At 66.6% G+C, this 22,229-nt stretch carries 18 protein-coding genes, 1 tRNA gene and 2 pseudogenes; 8 read left to right on the forward strand and 13 right to left on the reverse strand.

The genetic code is table 11. The annotated features are described in order from the left end of the window. Window positions 1–88: 88 nt before the first annotated feature. The 9 genes from P5W98_RS04440 to P5W98_RS04480 form a co-directional block, all read right to left on the reverse strand. Window positions 89–646, reverse strand: coding sequence for a glycine zipper domain-containing protein (locus P5W98_RS04440; RefSeq protein WP_421023448.1), 558 nt, complete (start codon window positions 644–646; stop codon window positions 89–91). A gap of 163 nt (window positions 647–809) precedes the next feature. Further along, entirely contained in the window at window positions 810–2,249 is a 1,440-nt protein-coding gene (locus tag P5W98_RS04445) for an MFS transporter (protein WP_434718374.1), read from the reverse strand. 113 nt (window positions 2,250–2,362) lie between these two features. Continuing rightward, the gene (locus P5W98_RS04450) at window positions 2,363–2,866 is read right to left on the reverse strand and encodes a YbhB/YbcL family Raf kinase inhibitor-like protein (protein ID WP_421023450.1); all 504 of its coding nucleotides are present in this window, start codon (window positions 2,864–2,866) and stop codon (window positions 2,363–2,365) included. A gap of 179 nt (window positions 2,867–3,045) precedes the next feature. After that, window positions 3,046–3,495, reverse strand: a complete 450-nt coding sequence (locus tag P5W98_RS04455) for a very short patch repair endonuclease (protein WP_421044176.1) — start codon at window positions 3,493–3,495, stop codon at window positions 3,046–3,048. Between the two features lie 33 nt (window positions 3,496–3,528). Then, window positions 3,529–4,854 carry a DNA (cytosine-5-)-methyltransferase gene (gene dcm, locus P5W98_RS04460; protein WP_434662052.1) on the reverse strand — a complete coding sequence of 442 codons (1,326 nt, stop codon included), beginning with the start codon at window positions 4,852–4,854 and terminating at the stop codon, window positions 3,529–3,531. Window positions 4,855–4,948: 94 nt separating this feature from the next. Next, window positions 4,949–5,215, reverse strand: a complete 267-nt coding sequence (locus P5W98_RS04465) for a hypothetical protein (RefSeq protein ID WP_421023453.1) — start codon at window positions 5,213–5,215, stop codon at window positions 4,949–4,951. Between the two features lie 125 nt (window positions 5,216–5,340). Then, entirely contained in the window at window positions 5,341–5,616 is a 276-nt protein-coding gene (locus P5W98_RS04470; RefSeq protein ID WP_434662054.1) for a hypothetical protein, read from the reverse strand. Between the two features lie 75 nt (window positions 5,617–5,691). Continuing rightward, a tRNA-Arg gene (locus P5W98_RS04475) sits at window positions 5,692–5,766 on the reverse strand. A 178-nt stretch (window positions 5,767–5,944) separates the two neighbouring features. Continuing rightward, entirely contained in the window at window positions 5,945–6,127 is a 183-nt protein-coding gene (locus P5W98_RS04480; protein WP_213296839.1) for a rubredoxin, read from the reverse strand. A gap of 230 nt (window positions 6,128–6,357) precedes the next feature. Between P5W98_RS04480 and P5W98_RS04485 the strand changes: the two genes are divergently transcribed. Continuing rightward, window positions 6,358–6,771, forward strand: coding sequence for a DUF4399 domain-containing protein (locus tag P5W98_RS04485; protein WP_434718375.1), 414 nt, complete (start codon window positions 6,358–6,360; stop codon window positions 6,769–6,771). Between the two features lie 144 nt (window positions 6,772–6,915). Next, window positions 6,916–8,844: an ATP-binding cassette domain-containing protein gene (locus P5W98_RS04490; protein WP_434662056.1), complete on the forward strand. Its 1,929-nt coding sequence runs from the start codon at window positions 6,916–6,918 to the stop codon at window positions 8,842–8,844. Window positions 8,845–9,190: 346 nt separating this feature from the next. Here the strand turns inward: P5W98_RS04490 and P5W98_RS04495 are convergent, their stop codons facing one another. Next, a complete protein-coding gene (locus tag P5W98_RS04495) occupies window positions 9,191–9,481 on the reverse strand; it encodes a nucleotidyltransferase family protein (RefSeq protein ID WP_434662058.1) in 291 nt (96 codons plus the stop codon). Between the two features lie 341 nt (window positions 9,482–9,822). On the opposite strand from P5W98_RS04495, the gene P5W98_RS04500 reads away from it, so the two are divergent. Genes P5W98_RS04500 through P5W98_RS04510 form a run of 3 tightly spaced genes read left to right on the forward strand, consistent with a single transcriptional unit; the run spans window position 9,823 to window position 14,661 of the window. Then, window positions 9,823–11,814: a DNA topoisomerase IV subunit B gene (locus P5W98_RS04500; protein WP_421023458.1), complete on the forward strand. Its 1,992-nt coding sequence runs from the start codon at window positions 9,823–9,825 to the stop codon at window positions 11,812–11,814. A 42-nt stretch (window positions 11,815–11,856) separates the two neighbouring features. Beyond that, window positions 11,857–14,178 (forward strand): DNA topoisomerase IV subunit A, encoded by a 2,322-nt coding sequence (gene parC / locus P5W98_RS04505; RefSeq protein WP_434718376.1) that lies wholly within the window; start codon window positions 11,857–11,859, stop codon window positions 14,176–14,178. Between the two features lie 24 nt (window positions 14,179–14,202). After that, window positions 14,203–14,661, forward strand: coding sequence for a CopD family protein (locus P5W98_RS04510; RefSeq protein ID WP_421023460.1), 459 nt, complete (start codon window positions 14,203–14,205; stop codon window positions 14,659–14,661). A 47-nt stretch (window positions 14,662–14,708) separates the two neighbouring features. Here P5W98_RS04510 and P5W98_RS04515 read toward each other — a convergent pair. Then, window positions 14,709–15,392 (reverse strand): annotated as a pseudogene (locus P5W98_RS04515) (substrate-binding domain-containing protein); the annotation flags it as partial. Between the two features lie 12 nt (window positions 15,393–15,404). On the opposite strand from P5W98_RS04515, the pseudogene P5W98_RS04520 reads away from it, so the two are divergent. The 3 genes and pseudogenes from P5W98_RS04520 to P5W98_RS04530 form a co-directional block, all read left to right on the forward strand. After that, window positions 15,405–16,064: pseudogene (locus P5W98_RS04520) on the forward strand (MFS transporter); the annotation flags it as partial. 82 nt (window positions 16,065–16,146) lie between these two features. Further along, window positions 16,147–17,400 carry a Zn-dependent hydrolase gene (locus P5W98_RS04525; protein WP_434718377.1) on the forward strand — a complete coding sequence of 418 codons (1,254 nt, stop codon included), beginning with the start codon at window positions 16,147–16,149 and terminating at the stop codon, window positions 17,398–17,400. A 24-nt stretch (window positions 17,401–17,424) separates the two neighbouring features. After that, a complete protein-coding gene (locus P5W98_RS04530; RefSeq protein ID WP_434718378.1) occupies window positions 17,425–18,453 on the forward strand; it encodes a histone deacetylase family protein in 1,029 nt (342 codons plus the stop codon). Between the two features lie 60 nt (window positions 18,454–18,513). On the opposite strand, the gene P5W98_RS04535 is transcribed toward P5W98_RS04530, so the two are convergent. Together P5W98_RS04535 and P5W98_RS04540 are read right to left on the reverse strand one after the other, a co-directional pair. Then, window positions 18,514–20,874 carry a bifunctional diguanylate cyclase/phosphodiesterase gene (locus tag P5W98_RS04535; RefSeq protein WP_434718379.1) on the reverse strand — a complete coding sequence of 787 codons (2,361 nt, stop codon included), beginning with the start codon at window positions 20,872–20,874 and terminating at the stop codon, window positions 18,514–18,516. Window positions 20,875–21,273: 399 nt separating this feature from the next. Next, window positions 21,274–22,176 (reverse strand): PhzF family phenazine biosynthesis protein, encoded by a 903-nt coding sequence (locus tag P5W98_RS04540; protein WP_434718380.1) that lies wholly within the window; start codon window positions 22,174–22,176, stop codon window positions 21,274–21,276. Window positions 22,177–22,229 lie beyond the last annotated feature (53 nt).

The raw sequence follows: 22,229 nt of genomic DNA on the forward strand, positions 1-22,229 counted from the left end.
CGGGCGCGCACGGCGCGAGCGCAACGATTCGGGCACGGCCGCGCGCCGTACCCGATGTGCCGCCGGCTTTCATCGGCAGCCGGCGTTTTCAGGCCCGCTGTGCGCCCGTCTGGCCATAGGGCGTGGGTGTCCGGGTCGGATCGAAGTCGGCCCAGTGGCCACCGCTCCATTGCCCCGAGGCGCGCTCGAGATCGTCGGCGCCGCCTTCGCGCAAGACCTCCGCAGCTGTTGCCTGATTCTCGGCGCTCACGTGCACGGTGAGCAGCACGCCCGACTGGCGCGCTTCACGATGCACGCGCTCCTCGTGCTCGGCATGGTGCTGCCAGCCCGCACCGATGCGTGCGCCAAGCCACGCACCCACGATCGCTGCAATCGCGGTGGACGGCAGCGATGCCATCAGCAACGCGCCGAACAGCGCGATGCCCACCACGGCGCCCGCGACCGCGCCGATGACGAGATTGCGCTTGCGGTGCGTCGATGCGGCGCTCGCGTGCACGGTATGCGCCATATGGCGCGCGTGCTGTCCGCGCGGATTGACGAAAAACAGGTTGACGTCTTCTTCGATGAAGCCGCGCGCGAACAGCTTTTCGGCTACGGCTTCGGCGGCGGGGAAGGTCGTGAACCGGCCAGCGACGATCAGAGACATGGGAATCCCCCTTTGCAAGGTTGACTCGCCTGGAGAACGGCGCCGAACCCTCGGCGGATGCCGGGGGCCGGCTACCATGCATCCATGTTAGTGCATGTTCGAGCGGGCTACCGGCGTACGGCCGATGCAGCGGGCCTGGCTGGGAACGGGGAGGGGTGTGTCGTTATTCCAGCGTGGCCGCGCCGCGCCCCGGCACGAGCCGCAGCACGCTCACCACCGCAGCAATGGCCGCGAAAGCGGTCGCCACATAGAGCGCCACGGTCGGCCCATGCTGCGGCGCGATGCCGAAGATCAGCGCGACCAGCGCCGCTCCGAGCGTCTGGCCGATGAGCCGCGCCGTGCCGAGCATGCCGCTCGCGCCACCGCTGCGCTCGCGCGGCGCGGCGGAGAGAATCTGCCGGTTGTTGGGCGACTGGAAAATGCCGAAGCCCGCGCCGCACAACGCCATGCGCCAGCTGATCTCGACGATGGTGGGCTGCGCGTGCAGCGTCGCGAGCGAGGCCAGCGAAACGAGCCCGAGCGCAAACAGCGCGAGCCCCACGCCGCCGAGCATGCCGGCCGGATAGCGGTCGGAGAGCACGCCCGCGAGCGGCGCCGCGCCGATGATCACGAGCGGCCAGGGCGTCATGAGCAGGCCCGTCTGCACCTGCGAAAAGCCGAAGGTCTCCTGCAGCAGAAACGGCAGCGCGACGAACGCGAGCATCTGCGCGCAGAACGAGCAGATCGAGGTGCCGATCGATAGCGCGAACACCGGGTTGGCGAGCAGGTCGACGGGCAGCAGCGGCGCGGGCTGCGTGAGTTGGCGCCGCACGAAGAACCAGCCGATCACGAGCGCCCCTGCGAATTCGAGCGCGACCCACGCGCGGCGCTCGCCGTGGCCGAGGCCATCGACAGCGAAGATCAGGAGCCCGAAGACGAGGGCGTTGAGCACCGCGCTCAGCAGGTCGTAGGGCGCGGGGTGCCGTTCGTTGACGGGCAGCGCGCGCAGGCCCAGCACGAGGGCCGCGATGCCGATCGGCACATTGATCGCGAACAGCCACGGCCACGAAGCGATCGCGAGCACGCCCGAAGCGAGCGTCGGGCCGACTGCGGAGGCGATCGCCACCACCATCGCATTGATGGCGATGCCGCGCCCGAGTTGCGCGCGCGGATAGATCATGCGCACGAGCGCGGTGTTCACGCTCATAATGCCGGCGCCGCCGAAGCCCTGCACCGTGCGCGCGATCGCGAGCTCAGGCAGCGAGGTCGCGAGCGCGCAGCCGAGCGAAGCGAGCGTGAAGAGCGCCATACCCCACAGGTAGACGCGCCGGTAGCCGATGCGGTCGCCGAGCGAGGCGAGCGGGAGCAGCGAGATCGTCACCGAAAGCTGATACGAGTTGACGATCCAGATCGAGCTCGCGGGACTCGCATTGAGATGATGCGCGATGGTCGGCAGCGCGACGTTGGCGATCGCGCCGTCGAGCACGGCGAGCGTGATGCCGAGCGCGACGACGAGGATCGCGTAATAGCGTTGCGGGAAGGGCAGCCCGGTCTCGAAGTCGTCGGAGGGATCGGCGGGGCTGGCGGGACCGGCGCGCGAGGCGGCAAGCGTGGATGTGGGCATCGATGAGAGGGGCGGCGCGCGTCAAGCCTGACGTGCGCCGCCGGACGTTTTCATGGTGCTGCGTTGTGTCGTGTTGCGGCGCGCTGCGTGCGCAAGCCGCGGTGACTTCCGCGTTACTTCAGCTCGTAGAGCCCGACCCAGGTGGTCGAGTCCATCTCGTTCAGGTGCGTCATGAAGCGGGCGACTGCGTTGGTGGTTTCCGGCGTGACCGGCAATTGCGCGACCTTCAGCGCATGGATTCGGAAGATGTAGCGGTGCGGCTTGTCCCCGCGCGGCGGCGCGGCGCCCCCGAAGCCCACCGTGCCGTAGTCGTTGCGCACCTGCACCGCGCCTTGCGGCAACAGGCTGCCATCGGCCTTGCCCGCGTTGAGCGCGAGCGAGCGCACGTCGGCCGGGATGTTGACGACCACCCAGTGCCAGAAGCCGCTGCCCGTGGGCGCGTCCGGGTCGTAGACGGTCAGCGCGAAGCTTTGCGTGTCGGCGGGCGGCGCGTCCCATTGCAAGGAGGGCGAAACATTGTCGCCATCGACGCCGAAGGCCCGATCGTCGAACTCCTGCGCCTTCGGCATGAAGCCGTTACTCGGAAAGTCATCGGACCAGAGTCGAAAATCAGCCATCGGTTGCCTCCTTCTCGTTCAATTCTGAAATGGATATGGCGGGCGTCGGACGCTGGGCGTCGCAGGTCGGGCGTCGCGTTGCAGGGAGCGCCGGCAGACGATCCAGTTTATCACTGCGGGGCCTCGCGCCATGGCCGTGCGCCGGCTGTGCCTGGGGCATGCCCGGGTCGTCGACGCGCTCAGGCACGCGCCTCGAACCAACTACTTGCCGGGTCTTCGAGCCAATGCGCGAGCCGCTCGACGACGGCCTGCGGATCCTGCGCGGCGCCGCGCAGCGCGCATTCCCAGATCACGGCGACGCGCCAGCCTTGGGCCGCGAGCGCGGCGAGGGCCTTGGCGTCGTTGGTGCGGTTGCGCGCGATCTTGGCGCGCCAGAATTCCGGCCGCGTGGCCGGCCACTTGAAGAGCGCGCATTGATGGCCGTGCCAGAAGCAGCCATGCACGAACACCACGGCGCGATAGCGGGGCAGCACGATGTCGGGGCGCCCCGGCAGCTCGCGCACGTCGAGCCGAAAGCGAAAGCCGCGCCGGTGCAACAGGCTGCGCACCAGCATTTCGGGCTTCGTGTTGCGCGCGCGGATGCCCGACATCATCCGGCTGCGCGTGGCGGTGTCGACGACATCGACCATGGCGCGCCTTTTGCGATTCGCCCGGGCCGGCGCTCAGGCCGGCGCGCTCGCCGGTTGGGACGCAGCCGCCGCGCGCGTCAGCGCCGCATCGAGGTGCGGCATCATCGTGCGCGCCACTTCGCGCATCACCGGCATCACGACGCTATTGCCGAATTGCCGGTACGCCTGGGTGTCGCTCACCGGAATGCGGAAAGTGTCGGGAAAGCCCATCAGGCGCGCGCATTCGCGCGGCGTGAGGCGGCGCGGACGCAGGCCTTCGCCCTGATGCACGAGGATCTCGCTGCCGTCCTTGTGATAGCGCGCGGAGAGCGTGCGCGTGACGCTGCCCGCAAACGCGAGGCCGTAGCCAAAGCCGTTGCCGGCCGCGCGGTGCTTCTCCGCGTATTGCTGCAGATAGGCCCACAGTCCCGGCGTGAGCGTGTATTTCGGCTGGACCCGGCGCGCCGCGTGATCGAAGAAGCGTTCGCCGTCCCATGGCAGGAGGGGCTCGCTGCCATCGGTGCGGTGCAGGATCGAACCGAGACGCGGACCTTCCTCGGGCAGGCTGAGCGCGTCCCACGTGAACGGCGTGGGCTCGCGAAAGCCGACGATGATGATGCGCTCGCGATGCTGCGGAGTGAAATGGCGTCCGTCGATTACGCGGTAATGCACGTCGTAGCCGAGTTCGTCGCGCAGCACCTGCAGGATCACGTCGAAGGTGCGGCCATGGTCGTGCGAAAGGAGATTCTTGACGTTCTCGAGCAGGAAGGCGGCGGGCCGCTTCTCGGCGATGATGCGCGCGACGTCGAAGAACAGCGTGCCTTGCGTCGTGCACTCGAAACCGTGGGGACGGCCGAGCGCGTTCTTCTTCGAAACGCCCGCGATCGAGAACGGCTGGCACGGAAAGCCCGCGAGCAGCACGTCGTGATCGGGCACCTCGGCGGCGGGAAACTCGACGATGTCGCCGACGAACGCATGGCCTTCGCCATCCGTCTGCGCGTAGTTTTCCAGATAGGTTTTCTTGGAGAACGGATTCCACTCGCTCGTCATGACGCAGGCGCCGCCGTGCGCCTCGAAGCCCTTGCGAATGCCGCCGATGCCCGCGAACAGATCGACGAAGCGAAAGCGCGCGGGCTGCCGGCTGGACGATTTCGCGCGGGAGCCCGGGCCCGTTTCGGCGCGGTGCAAGAGCTCGCGCAGCGCGGCTTCGAGCATGGCGGGGCACGGCGTTTCGCCTTTTTCCCAACGTCGCACGGTCTTGACGTCCTTGCCGACGTGGGCGGCGATCTGCTGCTGGGTGAAGCGCTGGCGTGCCTGCTGAAGCAGGTCTCGCGAATGGGCCGGGTGCACGAAGTCCTCTCTGGGTATTTTGGCGGACATTATGTCCGATGGACGACCCCGACACCAGGATTTCCGCGCGCGGCGGATGGGCGGCTCACGGCCGCTAGCAGTGGCTAGTGGCGATTAGTGGCGACTAGCGGCGGCCATCGCCGTTGCCGACGGCGCGCTTCGGGCTGGCCGTCACCGCCGATGCGGCATTCAGTTCGTACAGTTCGATCTGGAGCAGCAGGCTGTCGATATCGGCGAGTTGGCCTTTATTGACGTGGCCGGTGTCGAGCAGCCGGTGCAGGCGCATGCGCCAGTAGGAAGGGGCGAGGATCGGCCCGGCGAGGTCGCCCGAGAGCGAAAGCGGCATGACGCGCCGAATATGGGCGATATCCTGGTCGAGGAGAGTCGACATCAGGTGGCCGGCCGGAAGGGGACGTAGTTGGTCCATGTCCGAAGATTACGGCAGTTTCGGCCCCAGCTTTAGGTCCGGGCGGCTCCCTGTTTACCCGCAGTCGGACGCGGGTTCGGGCAGGCGGCTTATTCGGCCGGCGTCTCGGGCGTGGGCGCGGGCCCTTGCGCGGCGGTTTCGAGGAAGCGGCGCGTGGCCTCGAACGAATTGAGCATCTGCTCGGGCCAGGGCGTTTGCAGCATCACGGCCTGATGATTCTCGAACGCCGACGACAGCAGCTTGACGAGTTCCGGCGAGCTCAGATGACGCAGCAGAACGCTCACGGCGATGGCGGTTGCCTGGCTGGCGCCTGCGGTTTGCAGTTCGGAATGTGTGAGGGCGGCGAGTTGCTTGTTGATGTCCATGCGGAATCTGCCTGGAGTGAAGATGTTGCGAGGCGGGCGCGGGCGCGCGGCAAGGCGGGGATGGGTGCGGGCGGCTGGTCCCCCTGGCAGGAATCGAACCTGCATCTAGCGCTTAGGAGGCACTTGTTCTATCCATTGAACTACAGGGAGCCGTCAAATCCGCTGCGGGGCGCACGAATTCCCACTCCGCCGGATCGCCATGTTTCCCAAGTCACCCGTCATGGCGCGGAGTCGGTGCAGGCGCAAGAGTATAGCAAACGCCATTCACCTCGAAAACGTCGTTCCCGCGTGCCGCTGGTCGCGCACCGCGGGTCGCGAACCGCGCGCGTCAGAATTCCACGGCTACGAAGTCGCCCTTGCCCACGTCGCACAGCGGGCAGCGCCAGTCGTCGGGGATATCCGCGAAGCGCGTGCCTGCCGCGATGCCTTCGTCGGGCAGACCTTCCTCTTCGTTATAGACCCAGCCGCAGATCAGGCAGACCCAGCTTTTGTATTCGATCACTTCGCTCACAACACACACCTTTTCGTTCGGTTCGACGCGGTTTTGCCCGCTGGTTTGCCCGCCATATGGCCCCATGAACCCCGTTGCACGGGCCGGGGCGAGCGGCCGGCGACCCGCGATGTTACCGGAAACGGCGCACCCGCGGCGCGTGGCGTAGTTCTTGCGATGTATGCTGGGACGCGGACGCATCGCGCCGCAACCCACTGAGCAACCACCGGGCAATCCCCCAGGAGCGAACAATGACCAGAAGGACATGGCTGGCCGGCGCAGCGCTGATGGCCTCGACGACGGCACTCCTCGCGATGAGCAGCATCGCGCGCGCCGAGGGCGTCTACTTCGTCGAGCCGAAGAACGGTGCAACGGTGAGCAACCCGGTGCACGTGAAATTCGGCGTCGATGGCATGACGGTTGCGCCCGCCGGCACGGCCACGCCCAAAACCGGACATCACCATCTGCTGATCGACGGCGCGGCGCTGCCGCAAGGCACGGTCGTACCGGCCAGCGAGAAGTCGATCCACTACGGCAAAGGCCAGTCCGAAGCCGACGTCACACTGCCGCCCGGCGACCACACGCTCACGGCGCAATTCGCCAACGGCGCGCATCAGTCGTATGGCCCCGAGTGGAGCCAGACGATCACGTTTCACGTGAAGTAGGCCGCACGGGCGGCCAGTCCCGCGAACCTTGTCGCAACGGGGCGCGGGCTGGACACATGAGGGGCTCCCATGCGCCCCCTGTGCCCAGCGCGCGCCCCGGTACAATACGCGCTTGCTCTCCAACGCAGGCAACGCTCTCCACTCATGTCGCTTTACACCATTACCGGCGCGCAACTCGCGTTCGGCCACGTCGCGCTGCTCGATCTCGCCGACTTTTCGCTCGAAGCCGGCGAGCGCGTCGGGCTGATCGGCCGCAATGGCGCGGGCAAGTCGTCGCTGCTCAAGATCGTCGCCGACCTCGCCAGACCCGATGACGGCCTCGTCACGCGCCAGCAGGATCTCTCGACCGTCTACGTGCCGCAGGAGCCCGATTTCGACGCCGAGGCCACCGTGTTCGACACGGTCGCCTCGGGGCTCGAGGGCGTGCGCGCGCTGCTCGACGAATTCGACGGGGTCGCGCACCGGCTCGCGGACACGCCCGAAGGCGCGGAACACGACGCGTTGCTCTCGCGCATGAATGCGCTGCAGTCGTCGCTCGATCACGCCGACGCCTGGAACTGGCGCACGCGTGTGTCGACCACGCTCGCGCAGATCGGCCTCGAAGGCGACGCGCGCGTGGGCGCGCTCTCGGGCGGCATGCAAAAGCGCGTGGCGCTGGCGCGCGCGCTCGTCGTGCAGCCCGACGTGCTGCTGCTCGATGAGCCGACCAACCACCTCGACTTCGACGGCATCCGCTGGCTCGAAGAACTGCTCGTCGCGCAGCGCTCGAGCCTGCTCTTCATCACCCACGACCGCGCGTTCCTCGATCGCGTGGCCACGCGCATCGTCGAGCTCGATCGCGGCAAGCTGCTCTCGTATCCGGGAAACTTCTCGCAGTATCAGGAGCGCAAGGCGCAGCAGCTCGAAGTCGAGCGCGTGGAAAACGAGAAGTTCGACAAGTTGCTCGCGCAGGAAGAAGTGTGGATCCGCAAGGGCGTGGAGGCGCGCCGCACGCGCAGCGTCGGACGCATCGCACGGCTCGTGCAGATGCGCAACGAGCGCGCCGAGCGCCGCAACGTACAGGGCAACGTGAAGCTCGACGTCGCGCAGGGCGAGAAGTCGGGCAAGATCGTCGCCGAGCTCACCGACGTCGTGAAGCGCTATGGCGACCGCACGATCGTCGACAACTTCTCGGGCACGGTGATGCGCGGCGACAAGATCGGCTTCGTCGGCCCGAACGGCGCGGGCAAGACCACGCTGTTGAAGCTGATCCTCGGCGAGCTCAAGCCGGACGCGGGCACCGTGCGCGTGGGCACGAACCTCCAGGTGGCGTACTTCGACCAGATGCGCGCGCAGCTCGACCTCGAAAAGAGTCTCGCCGACACCATCAGCCCGGGCAGCGACTGGGTCGAGATCAACGGCGCGAAGAAGCACGTGATGAGCTATCTGGGCGACTTCCTGTTCGCGCCCGAGCGCGCGCGCTCGCCCGTGAAGTCGCTGTCGGGCGGCGAGCGCAACCGCCTGTTGCTTGCACGTCTGTTTGCTCGCCCCGCGAACGTGCTGGTGCTCGACGAGCCGACCAACGACCTTGATATCCCCACGCTCGAACTGCTCGAAGAACTGCTGACCGACTACGACGGCACGGTGCTGCTGGTGAGCCACGACCGCGCGTTTCTCGATAACGTGGTGACTTCGGTGATCGCGTCCGAAGGCGAGGGGAAGTGGCGCGAGTACGTGGGCGGCTTCACCGACTGGCAGACCCAGAGCGCCCGCGCGCAGGAAATTGCCGAGGCGCGCGCGCCGAAGGAAACCGCGAGCGTGGCCGTCGCACCGAAGGAGAGCGCGGCGGGCCGCAACGCGCAGCGCACCGTGAAGCTTTCGTTCAAGGAGCAGCGCGAGCTTGAGGAACTGCCCAAACGTATCGAGGCGCTGGAGACCGAGCAGAAAACAATCGGTGCGCAGATCGAGGACGGCTCGATTTTCGCGAAGGATGCGCAGGAGGGCGCGCGCTTGACCGAGCGGTATGCGGCGATCGATGAGGAATTGCTGGTTGCGCTGGAGCGGTGGGAAGAGTTGGAGAGCAAGCGCAAGTGATGTGATGCGCAGAGAAGGCGGCCTGATGAAGGCCGCTTTTTTATGTGGGCTTCAGCTTCGAGAGCTTGTGTTTCAGGTCGGGCAAGGAGGTCTGTACGGTGCTCCAGACAATGTCGATGTCGACGGCAAATAGCCGTGCGAGACCTGGTTGCGCATTCCGTACATCGCCTCCCACGGTATCTCCGGGTGCGCGGCCGCAAGGTCAGGATGTTTCGCACGACGGCATCGACAGCCATCGGTGTTGCCTCGAAGCTCTCGTGTGAAAGAGGCTCCGTGTATGTGCGAATGCGTTCGATGGCGTCGAGGATATGCTGCAAGTAATCCGGGGTGCGCAGATCTTTTTTCCTCATACCGGTACCGATTCGGCGACTACGCGGGCACGGAAGGTCTCGGGCAGCGCTTTGGGCGTAAGTACGTCCACTCGCACGCCCATGAGCGCTTCGAGGCGCAACTGAATTTGCGCGAGATCGATAAGCGTAGTTTCCGGCGTTGGATCGACGAGTAAATCGAGGTCGCTATCCTCGTTATCCTCGTCACGCGCCGACGAGCCGAACACGCGCGCATTCATCGCGTGATGGCTTGCGACAATTTCGCGGATCTCAGCGCGATGCGCGCGCAAGGCTTCGGACGGTTTCATAACAACTCCACGCTCCCAAACAGGGCGACAGGCCGGTTGAATTCCTGGCGGCAGGCAGCGCGCCGCACGTGCCCAATTCTTCGCGACTCCCGCACCTCGCTACCCCTCGGCCGAACGGCCGACCCTCTTCCAAATTGCCGCGCAAGCCCAAATCAGTACAATACCTCGCGCATTCGAACAACTGCGGGAGCGCGCGCCGGCCCGGCGAGGTTTGCACGGGCGTTGCGCAGCGCGCTCACCCCGTTGTTTCGACACGGTTTTTTTGAACACTCAACGCGTTTTCCCCGCAGATGTCCACAGGACCTGTGGACAAGCGCGCGGATAACCCCCTGCGGATCACCATGGCAACGAAGAAGTCAAACGCTGCAAACGCTGGATATAGCGAAGCGTCGATCAAGGTGCTCAAGGGCCTCGAGCCCGTCCGGCAACGGCCGGGCATGTACACGCGCACCGAGAATCCGCTGCACATCATTCAGGAAGTCATCGACAACGCGTCCGACGAAGCGCTCGGCGGCTTCGGCAAGCGCATCACCGTCACGCTGCATGCCGACCATTCCGTGTCCGTCGACGACGACGGCCGCGGCATTCCGTTCGGCTTGCACCCCGAGGAGAAGGTGCCCGTCGTCGAAATCGTGTTCACGCGCCTGCATGCGGGCGGCAAGTTCGACAAGGCCGCCGGCGGCGCCTATACGTTCTCGGGCGGCCTGCACGGCGTGGGTGTCTCGGTCACCAACGCGCTTTCGACGCGGCTGGACGTGACCGTCTGGCGCGATGGCAAGGTCGCCGAAATCGGCTTTGCGGATGGCAACGTCGTCAAGCCCATCACCACGCGCAACGCCGCGCGCGACGAGAAAAAGACCGGCACGCGCGTGACCGCGTGGCCCGATCCGAAATACTTCGACTCGGCCAATCTGCCGCTCGGCGAACTGCAGCGGCTGCTGCGCTCGAAGGCGGTGCTGCTGCCCGGCGTCGAGGTCGAGCTCGTCAACGAGAAGACCGGCGAGCGCCTCTCGTGGAAATACGAAGACGGCCTGCGCGGCTATCTGCTCGAAGGCATGGGCGGCAGCGACTTGCTGATCCCGCTCTTCGAAGGCGAGCGCTACGCCGACGCTCGCACCACCGACGACACCTTCGCCGAAGGCGAGGGCGCCGCGTGGGTGGTCGCGTGGAGCGAGGAAGGCTCGCTCACGCGCGAGTCCTACGTCAACCTGATTCCGACGCCCGCGGGCGGCACGCACGAAAGCGGCCTGCGCGATGGCCTGTTCCAGGCCGTGAAGAGCTTCGTCGAATTGCACAATCTGCAGCCCAAGGGCGTGAAGCTGTTGCCCGAAGACGTGTTCGCGCGCGTCTCGTTCGTGCTCTCGGCCAAGGTGCTCGACCCGCAGTTCCAGGGGCAGATCAAGGAGCGACTCAATAGCCGCGACGCCGTGAAGCTCGTTTCGTCGTTCTCGCGTCCCGCGCTCGAACTGTGGCTCAACCAGCACGTCGAGCACGGCAAGAAGCTCGCCGATCTCGTCATCAAGCAGGCCCAGGCGCGCACGCGCGCGGGCCAGAAGGTGGAAAAGCGCAAGAGCTCGGGCGTGGCCGTGCTGCCCGGCAAGCTCACCGACTGCGAGTCGACCGACATCGCGCGCAACGAGCTCTTCCTCGTCGAGGGCGATTCGGCGGGCGGCTCCGCGAAGATGGGCCGCGACAAGGAATATCAGGCCATCCTGCCGCTGCGCGGCAAGGTGCTCAACACGTGGGAGACCGAGCGCGACCGTCTGTTCGCGAACAACGAGGTGCACGACATCTCGGTGGCGATCGGCGTCGATCCGCACAGCCCCGACGACACCGTCGATCTCTCGAACCTGCGCTACGGCAAGATCTGCATTCTCTCGGACGCGGACGTCGATGGTTCGCATATCCAGGTCTTGCTGCTCACGCTGTTCTTCAAGCACTTTCCGCAGTTGATCGAGCGCGGCCACGTGTGCGTGGCGCGCCCGCCGCTGTTCCGCGTCGATGCGCCCGCACGCGGCAAGAAGCCTGCGCAGAAGCTCTACGCGCTCGACGAAGGCGAGCTCGAAGCGATTCTCGACAAGCTGCGCAAGGACGGCGTGCGCGAAACGCAATGGACCATCAGCCGCTTCAAGGGTCTCGGCGAAATGAGCGCCGAGCAGCTCTGGGACACGACGATGAACCCCGACACGCGGCGCCTGTCGCCCATCTCGCTCGGCGAGCTCGACTATGAAGCCACCGTCGCACGCATGACGATGCTGATGGGCAAGGGCGAGGCGGCTTCGCGCCGCTCGTGGCTCGAAGAGAAGGGCAACGAAGTCGAAGCGGACATCTAAGTGCAACTGAGCGCACGCACACGAATACGGACTGATTGAAACATGGACGATCTTTTTGCTGAAGTCACTGATACCGGCGCCCCGGACGACGACACGCTCACGCTCGGCCACTACGCGGAACGCGCCTACCTCGACTACGCGGTGAGCGTGGTGAAGGGCCGCGCGCTGCCCGACGTCTGCGACGGCCAGAAGCCGGTGCAGCGGCGCATTCTCTACGCGATGAACGAGATGGGTCTCGGCGACAATGCCAAGCCCGTGAAGTCGGCGCGCGTGGTGGGCGACGTGCTCGGTAAATACCACCCGCACGGCGACCAGTCGGCGTACGACGCGCTCGTGCGCCTCGCCCAGGACTTCTCGATGCGCTATCCGCTCATCGACGGCCAGGGCAATTTCGGCTCGCGCGACGGCGACGGCGCGGCGGCCATGCGCTACACCGAAGCGCGCCTCACGCCCATCGCCAAGCTCCTGCTCGACGAAATCGACATGGGCACCGTCGATTTCATGCCGAACTACGACGGCTCGTTCCAGGAGCCGAAGACCCTGCCCGCGCGCCTGCCGATGCTGCTGCTCAACGGCGCATCGGGCATCGCGGTCGGTCTCGCCACGGAAATCCCCTCGCACAACCTGCGCGAAGTCGCGGCGGCGGCCGTGGCCATGATTCGGAACCCGAAGCTTTCGCACGCGGAGATCATGGAGCGTTTGCCCGGGCCCGATTTCCCGGGCGGCGGCCAGATCATTTCGAGCGAGGCGGAAATCGCGGCGGCTTATGAGTCGGGCCGCGGCAGCCTCAAGGTGCGCGCGCGCTGGAAGATCGAGGACCTCGCGCGCGGCCAGTGGCAGCTCGTGGTGACCGAATTGCCGCCGAACACTTCGGGCCAGAAGGTGCTCGAAGAGATCGAGGAGCTGACCAATCCGAAGCTCAAGCTCGGCAAGAAGACGCTCACGCCCGAGCAGTTGCAGAGCAAGCAGTCGATGCTCGCGCTGCTCGACGCCGTGCGCGACGAGTCGGGCAAGGACGCGCCCGTGCGCCTCGTGTTCGAGCCGAAGACGAGCAAGATCGACCAGGGCGAGTTCGTCAATTCGCTGCTCGCCAACACGAGCCTCGAATCGAATGCGTCTTTGAATCTCGTGATGATCGGCGCAGACGGCCGTCCGCGCCAGAAGGGCATCAGCGAGATCCTCGGCGAGTGGATCGGCTTTCGCTTCGCGACGGTCACGCGCCGCACGCAGCATCGCTTGACGAAGGTCGACGACCGTATCCACATCCTCGAAGGGCGGGTGATCGTCTTCCTCAATATCGATGAGGTCATCCGCATCATCCGCGAGTCGGACGAGCCCAAGAGCGCGCTGATGAGCGCGTTCGGCCTCTCCGAGCGCCAGGCCGAGGACATTCTCGAAATCCGTCTGCGCCAGTTGGCGCGGCTGGAAAAGATCAAGATCGAGAAGGAGCTCGCCGAGCTGCGTGAAGAGAAGGCGAAGCTCGAAGAGTTGCTCGCGAACGAGTCGTCGATGAAGCGGCTCATCGTGAAGGAAATCGAATCCGACGCCAGGCAGTACGGCGACGACCGCCGCACGCTGATCCAGCAGGAAAAGCGCGCGAGCTTCGAAGTGCGCGTGGTGGACGAGCCGATCACGGTGGTGGTCTCGCAGAAGGGCTGGGTGCGCGCACTCAAGGGCCACGGGCTCGACCAGCAAGGCTTCACGTTCAAGGCCGGCGACGGGCTCTATGCGGCGTTCCAGTGCCGCACGCCCGACACGCTCATCGCGTGGGGCAGCAACGGGCGCGTCTATTCGGTGTCGGTTGCGCAATTGCCGGGTGGCCGCGGCGACGGCGTGCCGGTCACCTCGCTCATCGAGCTCGAAGCGGGCACGCATCTGCTCCATTACTTCGCGGCGAGCGCGGACCAGCAATTGCTGCTCGCGTCGAGCAACGGCTTCGGCTTCATCGCGAAGATCGGCGACCTCGTGAGTCGCGTGAAGGCCGGCAAGGCGTTCATGACGATCGACGAGGGCTGCGTGCCGCTCGCGCCGATGCCGATGCTGCCCAATGCGATCCAGGTGGCGTGTCTTTCGTCGGGCGGGCGCCTGCTCGTGTTCGGCCTCGACGAGATGAAGACGCTTTCGGGCGGCGGGCGCGGCGTCATTCTGATGCAGCTCGAGGAGAAGGAGACGCTGGTGCAGGCGCTCGCGATCACGGCGGCGGGCGTGGTGCTCGAAGGCACGGGCCGCGGCGGCAAGGCGGGCGAGGATCAGATGGCGGGCGCGGTGCTCGCGCCGCAGATCGGCAAGCGTGCGCGCAAGGGCCGTGCGCCGGATTCGAGGCTCAAGGTCATCACGGGCATGCGTCCGGTGCTGGCGCAATAACTCTACGTACAAGGAATCTCAAGCATGGCTCACGCGATCGAAATCGCGCTCTTTCTGCACTTGCTGAGCGTTGCCGTCTGGGTGGGCGGCATGGTGTTCGCCCACTTCTGCCTGCGTCCGGCGCTCGAAGACCTCTCGCCGCAATTGCGGCTGCCGCTCATCGAGTCGGTGTTCGGCCGCTTCTTCAACTGGGTGGGCATCGCCGTGATCGTGATCCTGCTCACGGGCGGCTTTCTGCTGATGAAGTTCGGCGGCGGTCACGCCACCTGGCAACTGCACGCCATGGCCGGCCTCGGCGTGATCATGATGCTGATCTTCGGCCATATCCGCTTCGCCGTGTTTCCGCGCATCCGCCGCGCGGTGCAGGCGCAGAAGTGGCCCGACGGCGCGCGCGCCGTGGGCACGGTGCGCCGGCTCGTGATCGTCAATCTCGTGCTGGGCGTCGTGACGATTGGCGTTGCGGTGATGGCGCGGGGGTTCTGAGCTTTCGGGCTGGCCCACGCTCGCGGCGCGCGCTTTAAAGCCACGCTTTATAGCCGCTCCGCGAGCGCATAACGCTGCATGCAGCGCTCCATCGCGTCGAAGAACGCTTTTTCCGCCGCATTCTGTTTGCGGTCGCGATGCCACAGCAAGTGGATGTCGACATCCACGAGCCCTTCCTCCGGCGGCAGCCGCCACAGGCGCTGCCGCGCCAGATCGTCCTTCACGATGTGCTCGGGCAGGCAGCCGATGCCATAGCCCGCGAAAATGAGCCTCCGCACCTCGTCGAGGCTCGGCGACGACGCCACGATTCTCCCCGTAAAGCCGCGCTGGTCGCGAAACACCGTAAGCGGCGAGAGGCTGTCGCCAATCTGATCGCTCGTGAACGACACGAAATTCTCCGCGAGCAAGTCTTCCATCGTCAGCTGCGAGAGGCCGAATAGGCGGTGGTGCCTGCCGCAGAACATCGCATAGCGCTGGCGCAGGAAGCAGCGCATCTCGAGCTTTTCGACCGGCGTGCGGCACAGGCTCAGGCCCGCGGTCGCGGTCTTTTGCAGCAGCGACGAGATGATGTCCGACGAGCGCATCACTTCGATCTGCAGATCGATGCGCGGATACGCCGAGTGGAGTTCGGCAAGGAACTCGTCGTAGACGCGCGACTCGATCCGGCTGACCGTGAGCAGGCGGATCGAACCGGTGATGTCGGCGGTACGCGCGTCGAGCCCGGTTTCGAGAAGCTCAAGGACCAGCGCCGCACCGTGAAGCTGCCGGTCGCGGAAGTGTTCCGCTCGGCGCGGGGGCTCGTGCTGCTGTGCATCGGCGCGAATACCATCGGCATCGCGGGCGTGTACTTCACCAACACCTTCATGATCGCGTACACGACGCAGTACGTCGGCATCACGCGCTCGCTCATTCTCGACTGCCTGTTCGCGGTGGCAATCATCCAGTTCCTCGCGCAGCCGCTTGCGGCGTGGATCGCGGAGCGCATGGGCGGCGCGCGTTTCCTCAAGTGTGCGGCGCTGGCTGCCATGCTTTCGCCGTACCCGATGTTCGTGCTCGTGCAAAGCGGCAAGGTCGTGCCGATGGTGATCGGCATCGCCATCGCCGTGGTCTGCATGGCGAGCTTCTACTCGGTGATCGCGGGCTTCGTCTCGGGCGTGTTCCCCACGCGCGTGCGCTACTCGGCCATCTCGCTCGCCTATCAGGTGTGCGGCGCGGTGGCCGGCGGTCTCACGCCGCTCGTCGGCACCTGGCTTGCGCATCGCTACGTGGGCCAATGGTGGCCGCTCGCGGTGTTCTATACATGCCTCGCAGGCGTGTCGCTGGTGTGCATCATCGCGCTCGATGCGCGCCGTGCCGCTCAATCGCACGACGAAGCGGTTGCCGAAGCGCTCAGTTCGCGTTGAGGCAATACGGATGCCGCACAGATGCCGCATTGAGGCATCCGTGCAGATATGAGCCATTATCAGATCGGAGCTGGGCTTACAGATGAATGACCTTTTGCATATCGACGGCCCGCGCCTGTGGGCGAGTCTCACGGAGATGGCGCGCATCGGCGCGACGGCGGGCGGCGGCGTTCGTCGCCTCGCGCTCACCGAAGAGGACCAGCGCGGCCGCGAACTGTTCGCGCACTGGTGCCGCGAGGCCGGTATGACGGTGTGGACCGACGAGGTGGGCAATCTCTTCGCGCGGCGCGAGGGTGCCGACCCGCAGGCCGCGCCTGTGCTGATGGGCAGCCATCTCGACACGCAGCCCGAGGGCGGGCGCTTCGACGGCGTCTACGGCGTGCTGGCCGCGCTCGAAGTGGTGCGCGCGCTCAACGACGCGGGCGTGGTGACCGACAAGCCCATCGAGATCTGCTCGTGGACCAACGAGGAAGGCGCGCGCTTCACGCCCGCGATGCTCGGCTCGGCGGTGTTCGCGGGTGCGATGACGCTGGACGATGCGCTCGCGCGCCGCGATGCGCAAGGCGTGACGCTGGGCGAGGCGCTCGACGCATGCGCGGCGCGCGGCACGCGGCCCGTGCAGGGCGTGGCCGTCGATGCGTACTTCGAGGCGCATATCGAGCAGGGCCCGATCCTGGAGGCGAATGGCACGACCATCGGCGTGGTGACGGGCGGCCAGGCGATCCGCTGGTTCGACGTGACAGTGTCGGGCGTGGCCGCGCACGCGGGCACCACGCCGATGCGCTACCGCAAGGACGCGTTTTTCGGTGCGGCGCACATGGCGCTGGAAATCGAGCGCGCGATGGCGCCTCACGCGCCGCTCGGCCTCGTGACGATCGGTCAGGTGCAGATCGCGAAGTCGTCGCGCAACACGATCGCGGCCAGCGTGACCTTCACGGTCGATCTGCGCCATCCCGACGACGCCCAGCTCGACGCGATGGAGCAGGACCTGCGCGCGGTTTGCGCGGCAGTGGGCGGCACGCGCGGGCTCGGCGTGGAGATCGCGCATTGCTGGACTTCGCCCGCCACGCGGTTCGACCCGGCGTGCGTCGCGCTCGTGGCCGACGCGGTCGAGCGCCTCGGCTATCCGAACGAGCGTATCGTGAGCGGCGCGGGCCACGACGCGATTCACCTCGCGCGCTATTGCCCGACGGCGATGGTCTTCATCCCTTGCGTGGACGGCCTTTCGCACAACGAGGCCGAGGATGCCTTGCCCGAGGATGTCACGGCGGGCACGAACGTGCTGCTCAACGCGGTTGCCGCGCGCGCCTGCGTACGCGAACACGCGAGTGCATGAGACCCATCTAAAGGATTACTGAACATGAAGACCTGGTTTCATCCCGAACAGCTGCTCCATCATCCCCGCACCTATCTTTCGCGCGGCCAGATGCGCGAGCCGCAGGAAGTGCCCGAGCGCGCCGCGCGCCTCGTTGCTGCTGCGCACGCGCTCGGCTTCGAGGTGAGCGAGCCCGCCGACTTCGGCACCGCGCCGATCGCCGCCGTGCACGACATGAACTACCTGCGCTTCCTGGAGGAATCGCATGCTGAGTGGAAGCGCATGCCCGAAGATTGGGGCGACGAAGTCATGTCGAACATCTACGTGCGCGATCCGAATCCGCTGCGCGGCGTGCTTGCCCAGGCGGCGCGCTATCTCGCCGACGGCAGTTGCCCGGTGGGCGCGAACACGTGGCGTGCGGCGTACTGGTCGGCGCAGAGCGCGCTGGCGGCGGCGGCGACCGTCAACGACGGCGCGCGCGCGAGCTATGCGCTGTGCCGGCCGCCCGGCCACCACGCGCGCGCGGATGCGGCGGGCGGTTTCTGCTACCTTAACAACGCGGCCATTGCGGCGCAGTCGCTGCGCGGCCGCTTCAAACGTGTGGCGATCCTCGACACCGACATGCACCACGGCCAGGGCGTGCAGGAGATTTTCTACGGCCGCGACGACGTGCTCTACGTGTCGATCCACGGTGACCCGACCAACTTCTATCCGGTGGTCGCGGGCTACGAGGACGAGCGCGGCGCGGGCGCGGGGGAGGGCTACAACGTTAACCTGCCGATGCCGCACGGCGCGTCGGAAGAAGCGTTCTTCGAGCGCGTGGGCGCGGCGCTGCGCGTGCTCAAGCGCTTTCAGCCCGACGCGCTCGTGCTGGCGCTCGGCTTCGACATCTACAAGGACGATCCGCAGTCGAAGGTGGCGGTGAGCACCGGCGGGTTCGGCAAGCTCGGCCAGGCGATTGGCGCGCTGGGCCTGCCTTCGGTGATCGTGCAGGAAGGCGGCTATCACCTCGAAAGTCTCGAGGCCAACGCGCAAGCGTTCTTCGGGGGCTTTGCGAGGGCGGGCGCGCGATAGGGCGCCGGGCGCAAGAAATCATGCAGTAAAGCGGCGCTGGCGGAACACGCCGCGCGCCGCTCAACGCGATTGCGGCGCGTCGCTCACGCGTTCGTTGCGCGCGTCTTGCGCGCCCGGCAGCGCCGCGCCGCACACGCCGAAGCGTTCGATCAGCGCGGGCACGCCCTCCACCGGCACGGGCCGCGAGAACAGGAAGCCCTGCGCCTCGATCGGACCGAGCGCGGAGAGCCACGCGATCTGCTCCTCGGTCTCGGTGCCTTCCACGACCACTGTGAGGCCGAGCGAGCGCGCGAGATTGACGATGGCCGCGACCATCACGCAGACGCTGCGGTCGGCCGGAATCGCCTGCACGAACGAGCGGTCCACCTTGAGCGTGTCGACGGCGAAGCGGTTCAGGTAGGACAGCGACGAATAGCCGGTGCCGAAGTCGTCGAGCGCCACGCGCACGCCGAGGCGCTTCAACGCGAAGATCTTCTCCGAGACGAGCTCGGGATACTCCATCATCGCGGTCTCGGTGATCTCCAGTTCGAGCTTGTGCGCGGCGATGCCGGTTTCCTCGATTGCGTGCGCGACCGTCTCGTAGAGGTCGCCGCGCCAGAATTGCACCGCCGAGATATTGATCGCGAGCGAGAGCGTTTCATAACCTTGCTGTTGCCACTGCGCGAGCTGCGCGCACGCGGTGCGGATCACGAAGTCGCCCACCGGCACGATCAGGCCCGTGGACTCGGCCACCGGAATGAATTCGCTCGCTGGAATCAGCCCGTACTGCGGATGATTCCAGCGCACCAGCGCCTCGAAGCCCGTGATGCAGCGGCGGCGCAGATCGATCTTCGGCTGATAGGCGAGAAAGAGCTGCCCTTCGCCGAGCGCGATGCGCAGTTGCTGCTCCCACTTCATCAGGTGGTCGGCGCGGTGCGCGAGCTGCGGCGAGTAAAAGCGAAAGCAGTTGCGGCCGGCTTCCTTGGCGGCGTACATCGCGAGGTCCGCCTTCTTGAGCAGATCGATTTCGCTCTCGTGCGCCACGGCGAACAGCGCGATGCCCGTGCTCGCATGCAGCACGAAGGCGCTGCCGCGCACATCGAACGGATGCGTGAACGCAGCGTTGGTCACTTCGGCGAGCGCGCTCGCGCGTTTCTCGATCTCGTCGCCCTTGACGATCACCACGAACTCGTCGCCGCCGATACGCGCGAGCGTGCCTGCGCCACCCACCGCGTCGGCGAGACGCGCGGCGCTCATCTGCAGCACGATGTCGCCGGCGTTGTGGCCGAGCGTGTCGTTGACCGTCTTGAAGTTGTCGAGGTCGATGAAGAGGATCGCGAGGTGTCCGAGGTTACCGGGCTGCGAGACTTCGTGGCGCAGCCGCTGCAAGGTGGCGTAGCGGTTGGGCAGGCCCGTGAGCAGGTCGTACTGCACGAGTTGCGACATCTCGCGCTCGCGTCCGAGCAGCTTGCCGATCAACCCCGTGGCCACGGCGAAGAACGACAGCATGGCGAGCGAGATGAACGTCGCCATCATCAGGTAGACGTTGCGCGTGTGGTTGTAGTCGGCGAACTGCTCGGCTTGTGACAGGCCGACCAGCACCGCGAGCGGATAGCCGTCGATGTGGCGGTACGAGACGATGCGCGTGACGTGGTCGATCGGATCGGTGTAGGTGCCCGAGACGTGCTCGGCTATCGGGTACACGCCGCTGGCCGAGAACGCGCCGCTCGCGCGCTCGGCGTTACCGGTGCGGCGCGCGAGCACGGCGCCGGTGTCCGAGATCACGGCGATCACGCCGTCACGGCCAATCGCGGCGTTGTTGTAGAAGTCGCTCGTGAAGTAGCTCGGGTCTTCGGAGACCACCACCACGCCCGCGAACGACCCGTCCGGGTGATTGAGGCGGCGCGTCATCTGCAAGGTCCAGTGGCCCGACACGCGTCCGAGCACCGGCTTGCTGATATAGAGCTGATCGTCGTTCTCGTGCTCGTGCACCTTGAAGTGCTCGCGATCGGAGAGGTCGATGGGCTTGGGATTCGGGTCCACGGTGTTGGCGACGAGCGTGCCGTGCTCGTCGATGATCGACACCTGCACGAGCGAGTCGCTCTGCACCACGCCTTTCTCGACCGTGCTCGAGAGATTGAAGTGCTCGGGCGTCTTCTCGAACTCGTACTTCACGAAGCGCGTGATCTGGTCGACCTGGTGGATCGCCTTAACCGTGTGTTGCTCGAGCGCCGACGAGAGGATGGCCGCCGAAGCCGTGGCCTCGCGCTGGGTGGCTTCCTTCTCGACCGCGAGGCGCGTAAAGATCACGGCCCACAGCAGGATCAGCACCAGCACGCCGAGCGCCGGGATGGCCAGCAACGTGCGCGGGCGCGTGTAGGCCGGCCCGGGTGCGTCGCGCAGCGCGGCGTCGCGCGAGAGCAGGCGCCGGTGCGTGCTCATGGCGCCCGCCGTACGCGCGCACCGCGGCGCCGCTGATGCGGCGGCCGGGACGGCAACAAGGCGCTCGGTTGGATCGGCGGCATCGAAACGGCTGTGGAAATAGCGCGGAGTGCGCGAACGAGAACCCTCGGATGCATCGTTGTATCCGATGTCTGGATCTTAATGGTTGGACAATGAATTAGGAAGCTATCCCTCCCTGGGTATACGCGAGTCGAGGCGCCCGTCGAGGGCAAACGTCGACACCCGTTATTCGTCGCGCATAGGCGGGATGCCGCGCATCGGGCGATAGGCGCGAGTTCACGCAGAATGCATGCCCGCGGGCACGGACGCGCCACGTGCGGTGAATGCGCGCCCCAAGTGTTCAGAAGAGCGATCGCAAGGGTGCCGATCGCGTGTCGCTCATGCGAGCTGAATCGTGCCGTCCACCACCGTGAGCGACGCGCCGCCGATCCAGATCTTGCCTGCCGCATCGTCGTAGTCGATGAAGACGCGGCCGTCGCGCCCCATCGCGGTGCCCTGGCGCACGGTATAGCCGCTGCCGGGGCGGCGGTCTTGCTGCGCGAGCAGCATCGCAATGGCAGCATTGGCGCTGCCGGTCACCGGGTCTTCGCCTATGCCCAGACCCGTCATGAGGCAGCGCACCTCGAAGGTGGCGGGCCCCTGCGCAGCATGCGCGCCATAGGCCGCGAGCCCTTGCGCGCCCACACTCGTGGCAACCCTCGCCAGCGCTTCGTAATCGATGTCGAGCGCGAGCACCGCCTGCGCCGAGGCGAGCCGCACGACGAGCCACGGCGCGCCGTTGTCGACACCGCACGGCGGCGCGCTGAAATCGATCGCATCCGTGCGCAGGGCCGCGCGCAGCGCGTCGTATCGCGCCTCGGGCAGCGGGGTCATCGTTGCGGGCGGCGCGGCGAAGGCCCAGCGCGGCGCACCATCGTCCTCGTGTCCGGCCCGCTGCTTCGCGGCCAGCTCGATAAGGCCCGCGCCGCATTCCTGCACGAGCCGGCCAGGCGTTTTTGGCTGCCGACCGCTGTCGAGGAACGCATGCGCCGTGCCGAGCGTCGGGTGGCCCGCAAAGGGCAATTCGCCTTGCGTCGTGAAGATGCGCACGCGATAGTCGGCGCGCGCATCGGTGGGGGCGAGCAGAAACGCGGTTTCGGAGAGGTTGGTCCAGCGCGCGATGCCTTGCATCTGCGCCGTATCGAGCCCGTCCGCGTCGAACACGACCGCGAGCGGATTGCCTTTGAAGGGATGCGACGTGAATACGTCGACCTGTTTGAAGCGGACGTTGCGTAGGGCCATGGCGCGAGAACGGGGAGCAGAAGGAAAAAAAGCCCGGCCCGGTCGCGACGGAC

Source organism: Paraburkholderia sp. A1BS-2L, from assembly GCF_051125205.1.
GTDB lineage: Bacteria > Pseudomonadota > Gammaproteobacteria > Burkholderiales > Burkholderiaceae > Paraburkholderia.

Excerpts from the sequence above, each read along its gene's own strand:
- P5W98_RS04440 (WP_421023448.1), bottom strand. The coding sequence starts at position 646 with ATGTCTCTGATCGTCGCTGGCCGGTTCACGACCTTCCCCGCCGCCGAA.
- P5W98_RS04445 (WP_434718374.1), bottom strand. The coding sequence starts at position 2,249 with ATGCCCACATCCACGCTTGCCGCCTCGCGCGCCGGTCCCGCCAGCCCC.
- P5W98_RS04450 (WP_421023450.1), bottom strand. The coding sequence starts at position 2,866 with ATGGCTGATTTTCGACTCTGGTCCGATGACTTTCCGAGTAACGGCTTC.
- P5W98_RS04455 (WP_421044176.1), bottom strand. The coding sequence starts at position 3,495 with ATGGTCGATGTCGTCGACACCGCCACGCGCAGCCGGATGATGTCGGGC.
- dcm (WP_434662052.1), bottom strand. The coding sequence starts at position 4,854 with ATGTCCGCCAAAATACCCAGAGAGGACTTCGTGCACCCGGCCCATTCG.
- P5W98_RS04465 (WP_421023453.1), bottom strand. The coding sequence starts at position 5,215 with ATGTCGACTCTCCTCGACCAGGATATCGCCCATATTCGGCGCGTCATG.
- P5W98_RS04470 (WP_434662054.1), bottom strand. The coding sequence starts at position 5,616 with ATGGACATCAACAAGCAACTCGCCGCCCTCACACATTCCGAACTGCAA.
- P5W98_RS04485 (WP_434718375.1), top strand. The coding sequence starts at position 6,358 with ATGACCAGAAGGACATGGCTGGCCGGCGCAGCGCTGATGGCCTCGACG.
- P5W98_RS04490 (WP_434662056.1), top strand. The coding sequence starts at position 6,916 with ATGTCGCTTTACACCATTACCGGCGCGCAACTCGCGTTCGGCCACGTC.
- P5W98_RS04495 (WP_434662058.1), bottom strand. The coding sequence starts at position 9,481 with ATGAAACCGTCCGAAGCCTTGCGCGCGCATCGCGCTGAGATCCGCGAA.
- P5W98_RS04500 (WP_421023458.1), top strand. The coding sequence starts at position 9,823 with ATGGCAACGAAGAAGTCAAACGCTGCAAACGCTGGATATAGCGAAGCG.
- parC (WP_434718376.1), top strand. The coding sequence starts at position 11,857 with ATGGACGATCTTTTTGCTGAAGTCACTGATACCGGCGCCCCGGACGAC.
- P5W98_RS04510 (WP_421023460.1), top strand. The coding sequence starts at position 14,203 with ATGGCTCACGCGATCGAAATCGCGCTCTTTCTGCACTTGCTGAGCGTT.
- P5W98_RS04525 (WP_434718377.1), top strand. The coding sequence starts at position 16,147 with ATGAATGACCTTTTGCATATCGACGGCCCGCGCCTGTGGGCGAGTCTC.
- P5W98_RS04530 (WP_434718378.1), top strand. The coding sequence starts at position 17,425 with ATGAAGACCTGGTTTCATCCCGAACAGCTGCTCCATCATCCCCGCACC.
- P5W98_RS04535 (WP_434718379.1), bottom strand. The coding sequence starts at position 20,874 with ATGAGCACGCACCGGCGCCTGCTCTCGCGCGACGCCGCGCTGCGCGAC.
- P5W98_RS04540 (WP_434718380.1), bottom strand. The coding sequence starts at position 22,176 with ATGGCCCTACGCAACGTCCGCTTCAAACAGGTCGACGTATTCACGTCG.